We start from the raw sequence: 11,139 nt of genomic DNA, 5'->3' as shown, positions 1-11,139 counted from the left end.
CAGGATCGCCCGGTGATCCGTTCACGGACAGGGGGATACGTCGTGACGAGTAGGTACGAGTGGCCGCGCGATGCGAGCAGCGAGGACTCCGCGGCCCTGGAGCAGTGGCTCGGCAAGCACGGGTGGGAGGTCGATCCGACGGTGTTCATGGCCGGCGCGCGGGGTCCGGCCGTCCAGGTCCGCCGGATTGGCGCAGCGTGGCAGGACGGGGAGCCGGGGCTGCTGATCCTGCCCGGTGAGGTGGCGGAGTACGACGGCGGCCGGATGCGCATCGCCACCCGGCCGGCCGCGGCCGCCTCGCCCGCCCCCTAGGCCCTGCGCCCCACATACTTCCGGCCCCCCTCGACGTCGGTGTCGAGGGGGGCCGGTGTTGTTAGTAGCGGGGACAGGATTTGAACCTGCGACCTCTGGGTTATGAGCCCAGCGAGCTACCGAGCTGCTCCACCCCGCGGCGATACGCCCAGCTTACGTCATACGCGCGAGCTGAAGGCCACCACCCCGAGTGGTCCGAGAAACGGAGCGCGCGAGGCGCCCGCAGGGGAACGGCACTGGAATCCCAGCTCGGACACCAGGGGACATGTGCCGGCCAGATGACTGAGGTGAACTGGGCGCCCTGGAGCAAGATGCCGAGCCTCTGTCCGTTGCCCCCAGGTCAGGCCTGTGGAACGCCACGCAATTCCCCACCGGCAGCGTCAGTTTCCCCACTCAGACGTTCGAGCCCGACCGGGACTGTATCGGGTACCCCGCCCTCGTCCTACGGCTGACCCTACGCGCCCGCGTTGGGTCGCTGTGGCGGCCACTCGGGGGCGGGGTCCTCGGCGAGCAGCGGCCGGAGAGCGCCGAGAACCGCGCCGATGCAGACGTCGCGCAACTGGGTGCGGGTGCAGGTCTCGTGGGTGAGCCAGTCGACACAGAGGACCTGGACGAAGACCAGCCAGCTTTTCAGGACGCCGGACACGGCCTCACGAGCACTCTCGTCCGCGAGTGGGAGTACGGCCAGAAGTCGCGTACGAAGTGCGTCCAGCTCGTTCGTCATGATCGTCTGGATCACGGGATCGCCCGCGAGAACCCGATTCGCGGCGAGGACGGCGTTGCGGTTCGCCACGAAGTAGTCGAGATGGACCTCCATGCCCTGGATGAGCTGCTCCACCAAGGAGTCGGCCGGGTCAAGCCGGGTCTCGGCGAGCAGCTGGTCCGCAGCCTGCTGATAGACGGCCGCGAAGAGGGCGTGCTTGCTGGGGAAGTGACGGTAGAGCAGGGCTCGGGAGACGCCGGCCTCTTCGGCGACTTCCTCCATCAGGACGTCGTCGTACGAGCGTGCGGCGAAGAGCCGCGCTCCGACGGTGAGGAGCTGGGCGCGGCGGTCGGCGGGGCTGAGTCGTCGGCGGGGAGGCACGAACGAAGACTACTTGACATGCGTCTACTAGCACATCCAGTCTAGTAGGCACATGTCAACTAAGCTCCACCGAGACAGCTCGGAGGGATCATGGCAAGGACTCTGCGCACACTCACACAGTTGATGGGCTGGTCCAGCGTGGCGATCGGCCTGTACCACGTGGTCCTCGGTAACGCGGCGATCCCCGGAGCCAGCTCTGCCGGCGCGACGGTCGACAGCTGGGGCCGGTTCATGGGGGCCAGCTTCGTCGGCTATGGACTGGCGTGGCTGTGGGCCGCGCGGCAGCGGCCGATCCCGGCTCGGGCGGTGCGGTGGCTGGCCGGCGTTTTCCTGCTGGGCGGCATGGGCCGGCTACTCTCGCTCGCCGTGCACGGCTGGCCGCAGTGGTTTCAGACCGTGCTGGCGGTGATCGAACTCAGCCTTCCCCCGGTCTTCTTCTGGCTGGCCAGCGCGGAAGAGCGCATCCCGCGCAGCGATGTGGAGACCGTGGCCACCGGGCGCTGAACGCCCTCGAGGTGACGAGCCGGGGCCCAGCTCCCTGTTGGCCGCCGCACCTATCGAACGCTTGGGCGGGGAAGCCGGCGCTGGTCGTGAGGAATTACGTGGCCGGCGACGAGGCCAGGGCCTACTCGAAACCCCGCAAAGTCGCTCTTCCTCGAGCGTGCGGAAGGCCTCGCCAGCTGTCGGCGGATACTGGAAGAGATCGCACGCGGAACAAACGCGTCCTGACGGCGGGCACCGTCCGTGCGGCGCAAGAGTACGTGCCGTACTCGGGTCGCCGGGTGACGGCACGGCGTGCAGGCACACCGCCGCCGTCATTTCCGGTCTCCCGGCTGTCTACCGCACCGGGCCCGTCCAGCGCGGCGCGCTGGACCTGTGCCACTGACGATCACCGATCACGCCTGGGCCGTGGTCTTCTGCTTGAGGCGCTCATAGGGAGTCTGACCGCCGAGACCGCCGTGGGGGCGATGGCAGTTGTAGTAGTCCTCCCACTCGCGCAGCTTGTCGTTGAAGACCTTGGCATCGTCGATGACGGCAGGCGCTGCAGCACGTAGTCGAGGAACTGGATGGCGGTGACCTGGTTCAGCGTCGGGTAGATCCGCAGGACGCGCAGGCGGGTGCAGTCGTCGATCGCGGTGAACTGGAAGTACTTGTTGCGGCCGCCCCGGCGGTCCTGGGGCATCGAGGCGAGCGGCTCGATGAACTTCACGTCGATCTGCACCCGGTGGCCGGGCAGCTGCTTCTCGTATCGCTTCCATCTGCGGTCGTGGCGTTTGTAGCGCTGGGAGGCCGGCAGGCGGCCATGTCGAGGCGGTTGAGGATGCGCCAGACGCCCGATTTGCTGATGGTGACGTCGTGGTACCGCTTGAGGTACATGGCGATCTTCTCGGGTCCGAAGTGGTAGTTCTGCCGGAGATAGATGATCTTCCCGGCCACCTCGACGTGGGTCGCGTTCGGAGACGTCTTCGGGGCCTTGGAACGCGTACGCAGGCCCTCAACGCCGTCGGCCTGGTAGCGGCGGTACCAGGTGTAGTACGCCTGCCGGCTGATCCCGAAGTACCGGTAGGACATCGCGACGTTTCCGCTGACCTCTTCGACGTGGCGTATGACGGCCAGGCGCCGCTTGGCCTCACGGTCAAGCGGCGGTGTGGTGGGCGTGGACTTCGGGATGTGGATCCCCGTAGTGATCGGAGACCCAGGTGTCAACGGTGATCGTCAGTTTTAGACCACACGAATGAGGAGCAACCGCCGTGGGAACCATGGTCTCGGTCAGGGGCTGGCTGCAGTGTGACGACGGACAGCTGGCTCAGATCAAGGAGATCGTGGAAGCAGACGATCCGGAGCGCACCTACAGCGGGGGCTGGGCCTTCCCCGCTCGGCAGTACAACAACGTCAGGTGGGCCTTCTACGGGGGCGACATCCGCGCGGTGTCCCTCGACTGGTTCGAGGAGCGGTTGCGTCAGATCGCCCAGATCCCGGCCTCCTACCAGGATGACGAGTACGACGACAGGCCCCGGGGGCTGTTTCTGGTCAGCCACGACGTCGACGGCATGAGCGAGTGGAGGGTCGACAACGGCGGCCTGGTGATCGGCCTCCCGGATGGGGATTACCACTACCTCGACGCCTAGCTAGATCACGAAGTCGCACTGCAGTACTGGCGCAGGTCGATGACCGTCCGCAGTTTGCCGCTGCTGGAGGTGCGCTCGAACATCTCGCTCCGCATGGTCTCCACGACGAAGGCCAGCAGACCCTCCGCCCCGGCCGAGGCCAGCTCCGTCACCTCGGCGAGGAGGGCCTGCCGCGCTTCCTCGGGGTCGCTCGCGTACTGCTCGTCGAGCCGGACGGTCAGTACGTCCCGGCCGGAGCCGGACGCGACCAGCAACTGCATCTCACCGTGGTAGCCGAGGCGTTCTTGTGCGGCCCGCAGGATGCGCCGGTAGTTGACGAAGTACGTGCCGACGCGCACGACGTCGCCGTAGCGCCCCAGCAGTTCCAGCCTCGGCACGTGGCTGCCGCACGTGCACGCGCCCTCCACCGCTCGGCCCAGATCACCGATCTCGTAGCGCTCCAGCCGCTGTCCGGCACGGGCCCGGGAGGTGAAGACCAGCCGTCCCGGCTCGCCCGGTGCCACCGGCCGGTCCGTGTCCGGATCGAGGATCTCCAGCGTGTGCAGATCGGTCAGCACATGGTGGACCGACCCCTCACCCGCCGTGCACTGGTAGCCCAGCGGCCCCAGATCGGTGCTGCCGTACGCGGCGGAACGGATGACCTCGACGCCGAACTCCTCGGTCAGTACTCGGCGTTGCTCAGGGGTGAAGTGCTCTCCGCCGAAGAACACCTTCCTGATCCCGCCGTACGCACGCAGCCGGTCCGCCTCGGCGTGGAACAGTTGCCACAAGTAGGACGGCATGCCGAAGAGGGTGTCCGCCCCGTGGGTGACCAGTGCCTCGACGGTCATGGCGTGGTCGGGACCTGCGGCCATCGGGATCTGGGTGGCGTTCAGGCGTTCCAGAATGGAGAAGAAGCTGATGAAGCTCCCGTACATCCCGCCGCAGTAGAACAGGTTGGCCGCCCGGTCACGGGCCGGGTCGAAGCCGGCGGCGAGCAGCCCGTCGGCTGCGGCGCGCATCTGGTTGTCGTAGTCGTCGCAAGTGAACACTGACAGGGCGGGCGTGCCCGTGGAGCCCCCGCTGCGGAAGTACAGGTGAGCGTGGCGCGGGTCCAGCGAGACGAGAGCGCGCTGCACGCCTTCCTTTCCGAGCAGCGGTGCCTTGGGCGCCGGGGGCAGGACCGGGGGCGCCACCAGGTCGTCCAGGCAGGCGACGGTGCGGAACGCATCGCCCGGCGCACGCACGCTCACCCGACGGCTGTAGCGCTGCAACGCGTAGACCCCGTCGTGTGGCTCACCCTCGTAGCCCTCCAGCATGGAGCCGACCGGGGTGACCCGGGTGACCCCCGCGGCGAAGAGGGCGCGTGACAGCTCGGCCACGTCAGTCGGGCTGCCGCCCACGGCCGCGGTCTGCAGATAGCGGCGCATCGGCCGCAGCGTCGCCGTGACCGTGCGCCGGGGGAGAGGCTTCACCCAGACGCTGCGATGCAGCGGGGAGGCGTCGAGCGCCGACCGGGTGTCCGCCATGACCCGCCACGAACCGTCGTCGGCGGCGAACACGCGGGTGAGGCCGAGGTGCTGTTCGAGCCGGGCCAGCTGCTGCACGGTGGTGATCTCCGCCTGCTCGGCCGGTCCGGACAGTGGCGCGCACAGGGCGTCGGACACCTTCGCCAGCCGCTCGGCGAACCGCCCGGCGAACGCGAAGACGTCGTCGGCTTCCGGGGTGTCGAGATAGATCACCTGAGGGCTGGAGCACGCCTGCTGTTCGAAGCGGCAGACATCCTCGGCGAGCGCGTCGAGTGTGCTGTCGTCGGTCGCTGCTTCCCGGGTCAGGTAGGCGAAGGAGATGCGGTGCCCCCACTCGACGATCCGGCAGCCCGGCGGTGCGATGTCGCTCACCGCGCGCACGGCGTCCTCTCCGCCCCAGGCGGCGATTGCGTCGGCCTGCCCGCACAGCGCCTGGATCCAGTCCTGCCGCGATGAGGAGAAGCGCAGGGCCACCACGCGCTCGGAGATCAGCCCGGTCGGGTCGGCGGCCCCGAGGGCTGCGAGCACGTCCTGGGCGAGTGAGGTGTCGGAGCTGCTGGTCTTCAGGACATTGACGTTGCCCGCCAGCAGGCCCTCGACGACGCTCAGCGGTGCCACGGCGGCAGCGTTTCCGGGGGCGATGTGCACCAGCAGGCCCACGGGCGCCCAGGACTCGTACACCGTCTCACGGCCGTCCGGCCGGGTCAGCCGCTCCGGCCGCAGCCCGCCCAGTTCCCGGCGCAGCTTGCGTTCCAGCGCCTGCCGGGTGAGCGCGCCGGCCAGCTCGGCCGAGGTGGCCGCGGCCTCGACAGCAGTCAGCTGCTCGGCCAGCCGGGCGTACAGGTCGGAGCCGGGATCGGCCAGGTCACGGCTGACCGCGGCGCAGGCGCCGAGCACCACGTCCGTGGGCAGCGGACGTGCCAGGACCCGCCCGGTCAACTCCGAGAGCCCGGCGAGCCGTCGGCCGGCCTCGGCGTCGTCGATGAACTCGCCCTGCCAGAGGTGAAGTGCGGAGGTGGTCACGACATTCCCTTCATCAGTTCGGCGGCGGCGACCGCGCAACTGCGGTTGCGGCTCACCCCGGCACGGCCGTGCACGGTGAACCAGTCGGTGGACAGCGGGCAGGGGCAGTCCTCGCCCGGGTGCAGCGAGGCGAGGTCGCCCATCAGGACGCTCTGCGCCGGAACAGCGGTGATGTAAGGGCTGACCAGGTGAAGAAAGCCGCGCTCTCCGTACGGCAGCGGACGCAGCGTCGCCGTGTCGCGGACCGCGGCGCGTGACCACACCGGCACGTGCAGCCGATGGTGTGCGCACTCGACGTACGGCACGCAGTGCTCGACGGAGCCGAACGTGTCCCGGACACGGTCGCCCGGGATGCCGAGGCGTTCGGTGACCTCGGCGTAGAACACGGCCTTGCCGATCTGCCGGTCGGCATGGCCCTTCCAGCCGCCGCCGAGCACCACCAGTGATCCCTCGGGCAGGCGTAGCGGCGGCAGACCCATGGCCCTCATCCGTTCCAGGGTGAAGTACAGGAAGGCCGGGAAGCCCAGGATGCGCACCGGCACGTCGTCGTCCGCGTACCGCTGGAGCGCCGCGATGCAGCCGTGCACATCGAACTCGTGGCCGGAGCCGGTGTGCCGCAGCGCGTGTGCGGTGTGCCGGGCCGGGGCGAAGTCGCACAGGTAGTTGTCGGTGAACGACGTGCCGAGCTTCAGCGACGGCGCGGGCTCGTAGCTGTACAGCAGGTAGTTGACCGGTTGGTCTGGGGTGATCCAGCCGTAGTGGTCGAAGATCCGGGCCACCATGCGCTGCGCCGAGCGGATCGTCCATTCGTCGAAGAACATCTGCGACTTCTGGCCCGTAGTGCCCGAGGAGGTCAGGTGCAGGAACACCTCCTCGCGAGGGATGGAGAGCACCTCGTGGCGCTTGAAGAAGGTGGCGGGCACCAGTGGGGTGCGCACTCCGGCGCCGACCGTGGGCGCCGGGACCTCGGGCGCGTCCTGGAGCAGGGCGGCGTAGAACGCGGAGCGCTGGGCGTGCCAGGCATGGATCTCGGCCATCGCCGCGGCGAACAGCTCGTCGGTGCCGGCGCCGGCCGCGTACGGCTCCGCCAGGTCGCACAGCCGCTGCACGTGGCCGAGCGCCGCAGGGTCGGGGACCTCGACGGGAGCGAGATGGGGGTTCATCGGGACACCTCGTGAAGGGGCAGGTAGGTGGCGGTCCAGGCGCTCAGATAGGCGCCGAGGTACGGCTGGAGCAAGGGACTGACGGCCGCCGTCCGGAAGTCGATCTGGCGGCTGGTGCGGGACAGCACCACGTAGTCGTGGAAGCGGTCGTGGATGCGGCGCATGGCGGGATAGACCGCGCTCGGTACGAACCCCGAGGCGAGATAGACCTCCAGGGCCTCGGTGTCGGCCAGTGGGAGCAGCGTCTCGGCGTAGTCAGCGCCGGCCCGGGTGACCTCGGTCATCAGTGCCTCCAGCGCGCCGGTCACCGCGGCCGGGCGCGGATGGACGGCGACCAGCGCGCAGCTGCCCGCCACCGGGTCGAGGTCGGCGTACGCCTCGAAGCCACCGTCGGCTGCCACCAGGAGCGCGTTCGGGGTGTGCAGCGGGAAGAAGAGTTCGTCCGCCTCGGGAAACCGTTCCAGGAAGCGGCGGCGGACGAAGGCCGGGGCGTTGATCAGCTCGATCGGTGCGGCAACCGCGGTGGCGCGCGCCGCGCCGCCACCGGGCACGAGCCCGGTGGCGCCGTAGTCGATGCCGATGCCGCTGGAGGCGGCGGACAGCAGGGCCGACAGCCGTTCCGGCACGTACTCGACGGGGGCGCGGCGGGCCAGCACGCCGTCGGCGTAGCGGGCGAACAGCGCGAGGCTCTCGCAGCCCTCGACCTCGACCGCGTTGGGCATCAGGCCGAGCGGCCGGAAGCCGTTGCGTACGACGACGCGCTGGGGGCCCTCGGTGACGACGCGGACGGTGGTGTACACCGAGTCGAGGCGGCCGGTGGCGAACGCTTCCTCGCAGACGGCACCGGTCAGCCGGGAAGCCAGCCCGCCGCCCCGGTGGCCGGGATGCACGGCGAGTCCGACGAGCTTGCCGATGCGGCTGCCCGGATCGGTCTGTACGACGGCGGACCCGACGAGGCCGCCGCGGTGTGTGCGGGCGGTGAGCCAGTGGGCGGTGCCGTCGGTGATCAGGCGGCGCATGACGGCCGGGTCACTGCCGAGCGGTACCGGGTAGCCGTGCCCGTACACCTCGAAGTACAACTGCCTCAGTTCCGCGATGTCCTGGACCGCGGTGGGGGAGACGACGACGCTCATCACGCTTCTCCCGCCCGGGCGAGGGGCTGCGTGGCGGACGTCCGGGGTCCGTCGGCGTCCGTCGGTCCGCCGACCCACCACAGTGCCAGCGCGACCGGTACGAGACCTGCACCCTGCACGAGGCAGAGCGTGCGGGCCGTCAGATGGTCACCCAGTGCGCCGAAGACGAGTGAGGCGACGGGGAACGTGGCACCGAGCAGTGCCTGCATGACTGCGAAGAACTCCGGCTTGTCGTCGGCGGGCACCAGCCGTTGGAACAGCGCGACGAACCGGACGCCGATCACGCCGACGCACCAGCCGACGACGGCCAGGGCACCGAACGCCACGGCGTGCCCGGGGGCCAGGCCCGGCAGTCCGAGGGCTGCGGCCATCACGGTCAGACTCACGGTGCCGACGGTGACGGGACGCCCCGGAACGCGGGCACCGGTGAAGGATCCGACGAGAGTGCCCACACCGAGGGCGGCCTCCAGCGAGGCCACGGTCGAGCCGGTGGAGTGCAGCACCCCCCGCGTGTAGAGCGGCATCACGACGTAGACACCGGTGGTGAAGACGTTGGCGGCGGCGAAGCAGACCAGCACACGGCGGATGAACGGCAGCCCGGCCAGGACCTGGCGCAGCGTCCGCGATGCGGGTGCCGTGCCGCTCTCCGGTCCGTGCGCCTGGGCCGTGGCGTGCGGGAAGCGCGCCGAGCGGACCAGCAGGGCCGCGAGCAGGTAGGCGGCCGCGCAGGCGGCGGCGACGCCCGGGAGTCCGCCCGCGTCGACCATGAGCGGTCCGAGCAGTCCTCCGCCGAGCCCGGCGACCGACTGGGTGGACAGCTCGAATCCGGTGGCCGCTTCGATGTCGGCGTCCTCGACGAGTTCCGGCACCGATGTCGTCAGGCACGGGTCGAAGAGCGCCTGACAGGCAGCCAGTGCCAGCCCCACCACGTAGATCACGGCCATCGGCAGTGGCCCTGACTGCGCCAGGACGGCCGCCACCGTGGCCACCGCGCCGGCTACGGCCGCCGCGCCGGCCAGCACCGTCCGATGAGCGTGACGTGCGACGATGCGGGCGACCACGGGTGCGAGCGCTACCGCGGGCAGCGCGCTGACCATGAGGAAGAGGCCCGAGTCGAGCCCGCGGTGCCCGCCGCCCGCGAATCCGACCAGCCACCAGACCGCGCCGACCTGGAACATCCTGCTCGCGGCCTGGGTGAGGAGCTGACCGGCCCAGACCCGGCCGAACGACGCGTTGCGCAGCACGAGGGGCAGACGGCGTGCGCGTGATTCCACCGCGCTCATGAATGCGGCCGTTCGTCGACGACGCGGATGAGCTTGCCCGTACGGGAGTTGACGGCCAGGTCCTGGTGCCGCGCCCGTTGGACGGTGAGCGGGTTCACATGACCGGCGGCGGTCGCGCTCCGATAGAGCGGGCGTTGCGCCAGGACCGCGTTGGCGACGGCATCTGCCAACGCGGTGTTCCCGTCGTCGGCTTCACCCGTCGCGAGCCGCAGTACCAAGCCGTCGCGTCCGTTGCTGCGGCGCACCACGAGTTGCAGCCCCGTCACCTCATTGGCCGTGTCGGCAGCCATGACGATGTCGTGGACGTCCTGGGTGTAGAGGGAGACGGGACCGACCCGCACGCCCTCCTCGGCGCGGCCCAGGATGCGGAAGACACCGGCGTTCCGATCCACCCACTCGGCCCGGTCACCGGCCGGATAGCGGAGCACCGGCATGAGCCGTCGGCGCAGGTCGGTGACTACCAGCCGTCCCGGAACGCCGTCGCCGTTGACGGGCCGGTCGGTCTCCTCGTCGAGGATCTCGACCATCGTGTACGGGGTGAACACGCGGTGCACGCGCGGGTCGCCGCCGGGCACGGCCTCCCCGAGCAGCCCGGCGTCCACGCTGGCGTAGCCGAGGGAGCGCACCTGTGCCTTCGGGAACGCGCCCGCAAGCAGGGGGAGCTGGTCGCCGAAGAGGCATTCACCGCCGAAGAACAGCAGCTCCACATCCGGGAGTGACCGGCCGGCGGAGGTGAGGCGCTCGGCGAGGGAGCACAGGGTGGTGGGCGTTCCGGCGACGACCTGGACCTGGAATTCCTCCAGGGTGGCCGCGGTGGACTCCCAGGGCGTCGCGCCGCCGATGGGGAGGCGGACGTTGGCTGCCGGGGAACGGTGCAGTGAGTCCAGGACGAAGCTGAAACTGGCGTACAGATCACCCGCGTAGAACAGGTCGGCGACCCGATGGCCCGGTCGCAGCCCGGCATTGACGAGTCCGGCGCCGAACGCCGTGGTGAACTCCCGCCACTCCGTGCGGGTGTAGTAGGAGAACTTCGGGGATCCCGTGGTGCCACCGCTGCGGAAGACGACCGCCTCGTGGAGCGGGGCGGTCAGCAGCCTGTTGTCGCGGGGGGAGTTGGCCCGCCAGAAGTCCGCCTGTGGCACCACTGGAAGATCCGTGAGGTGTGCCGCATGACTGGGCAGGTGAGCGTAGAGCTCACGGTAGAAAGGCGAGTTGTGGCGCGCGAAGCGTACGAGCTCCGCGAGTGGTTGAACGGGCATCAATTCCTGCTCGAAGGCGTGAACCGTCGGAATGGAAATAGCCGACGGCGGTACGACGAGTGGGGCTGCTCCGGCGCGGAGGAAGGCCCTGTCGTTGACGATTTCAATCAACGGTGCACCCGCGATGAGCGGGGCATCCGGGGCAGAAGGATATCTCAACATTCGGAACGGGCTTTACATGAACTGGCCATGTGGGCAAGGAGGTTTAGGTGCGTGGGCGGACGAGCTGTGACTGCTTTTGGTTC

General features: G+C 69.7%; 11 protein-coding genes and 1 tRNA gene. 3 read left to right on the top strand and 9 right to left on the bottom strand.

Annotated elements, in window-relative coordinates:
* Positions 1-42 precede the first annotated feature (42 nt).
* On the top strand, positions 43-312 hold the full coding sequence (locus ACIRVH_RS27210; RefSeq protein ID WP_403957976.1) for a hypothetical protein: 270 nt from the start codon (positions 43-45) through the stop codon (positions 310-312).
* 65 nt (positions 313-377) lie between these two features.
* Here ACIRVH_RS27210 and ACIRVH_RS27205 read toward each other — a convergent pair.
* A tRNA-Met gene (locus tag ACIRVH_RS27205) sits at positions 378-451 on the bottom strand.
* Positions 452-766: 315 nt separating this feature from the next.
* Positions 767-1,396 carry a TetR/AcrR family transcriptional regulator gene (locus ACIRVH_RS27200; protein WP_403957973.1) on the bottom strand — a complete coding sequence of 210 codons (630 nt, stop codon included), beginning with the start codon at positions 1,394-1,396 and terminating at the stop codon, positions 767-769.
* A gap of 90 nt (positions 1,397-1,486) precedes the next feature.
* On the opposite strand from ACIRVH_RS27200, the gene ACIRVH_RS27195 reads away from it, so the two are divergent.
* Positions 1,487-1,900 carry a DUF4345 domain-containing protein gene (locus tag ACIRVH_RS27195; protein ID WP_403957970.1) on the top strand — a complete coding sequence of 138 codons (414 nt, stop codon included), beginning with the start codon at positions 1,487-1,489 and terminating at the stop codon, positions 1,898-1,900.
* A 385-nt stretch (positions 1,901-2,285) separates the two neighbouring features.
* On the opposite strand, the gene ACIRVH_RS27190 is transcribed toward ACIRVH_RS27195, so the two are convergent.
* Together ACIRVH_RS27190 and ACIRVH_RS27185 are read right to left on the bottom strand one after the other, a co-directional pair.
* Complete coding sequence (locus ACIRVH_RS27190) at positions 2,286-2,606, bottom strand: hypothetical protein (protein WP_403957968.1); 321 nt, start codon at positions 2,604-2,606, stop codon at positions 2,286-2,288.
* Positions 2,603-2,968 (bottom strand): helix-turn-helix domain-containing protein, encoded by a 366-nt coding sequence (locus ACIRVH_RS27185; RefSeq protein WP_403957965.1) that lies wholly within the window; start codon positions 2,966-2,968, stop codon positions 2,603-2,605. The genes ACIRVH_RS27190 and ACIRVH_RS27185 overlap by 4 nt, the downstream gene beginning before the upstream one ends.
* A gap of 188 nt (positions 2,969-3,156) precedes the next feature.
* Between ACIRVH_RS27185 and ACIRVH_RS27180 the strand changes: the two genes are divergently transcribed.
* The gene (locus tag ACIRVH_RS27180; RefSeq protein WP_403958021.1) at positions 3,157-3,525 is read left to right on the top strand and encodes a hypothetical protein; all 369 of its coding nucleotides are present in this window, start codon (positions 3,157-3,159) and stop codon (positions 3,523-3,525) included.
* 5 nt (positions 3,526-3,530) lie between these two features.
* Here ACIRVH_RS27180 and ACIRVH_RS27175 read toward each other — a convergent pair whose 3' ends face one another.
* From ACIRVH_RS27175 to ACIRVH_RS27155, 5 genes are read right to left on the bottom strand one after another with little or no spacing between them, the layout of a single operon-like run.
* Positions 3,531-6,056, bottom strand: a complete 2,526-nt coding sequence (locus ACIRVH_RS27175) for an acyl-CoA reductase (protein WP_403957962.1) — start codon at positions 6,054-6,056, stop codon at positions 3,531-3,533.
* A complete protein-coding gene (locus tag ACIRVH_RS27170; RefSeq protein WP_403957960.1) occupies positions 6,053-7,219 on the bottom strand; it encodes an acyl-protein synthase in 1,167 nt (388 codons plus the stop codon). The genes ACIRVH_RS27175 and ACIRVH_RS27170 overlap by 4 nt, the downstream gene beginning before the upstream one ends.
* Positions 7,216-8,352: a GNAT family N-acetyltransferase gene (locus ACIRVH_RS27165; RefSeq protein WP_403957957.1), complete on the bottom strand. Its 1,137-nt coding sequence runs from the start codon at positions 8,350-8,352 to the stop codon at positions 7,216-7,218. The genes ACIRVH_RS27170 and ACIRVH_RS27165 overlap by 4 nt, the downstream gene beginning before the upstream one ends.
* Complete coding sequence (locus ACIRVH_RS27160; protein WP_403957954.1) at positions 8,352-9,635, bottom strand: MFS transporter; 1,284 nt, start codon at positions 9,633-9,635, stop codon at positions 8,352-8,354. The genes ACIRVH_RS27165 and ACIRVH_RS27160 overlap by 1 nt, the downstream gene beginning before the upstream one ends.
* Positions 9,632-10,894, bottom strand: a complete 1,263-nt coding sequence (locus ACIRVH_RS27155; RefSeq protein WP_403957951.1) for a phenylacetate--CoA ligase family protein — start codon at positions 10,892-10,894, stop codon at positions 9,632-9,634. Before ACIRVH_RS27155 ends, ACIRVH_RS27160 begins: the two co-directional genes overlap by 4 nt.
* Positions 10,895-11,139 lie beyond the last annotated feature (245 nt).

The sequence above is a fragment of the Streptomyces sp. NPDC101165 genome, assembly GCF_044768135.1.
Taxonomy (GTDB): Bacteria; Actinomycetota; Actinomycetes; order Streptomycetales; family Streptomycetaceae; genus Streptomyces.
Note: the sequence above shows the minus strand (reverse complement) of the source record. Positions and strands in the feature narration are given on the sequence as shown.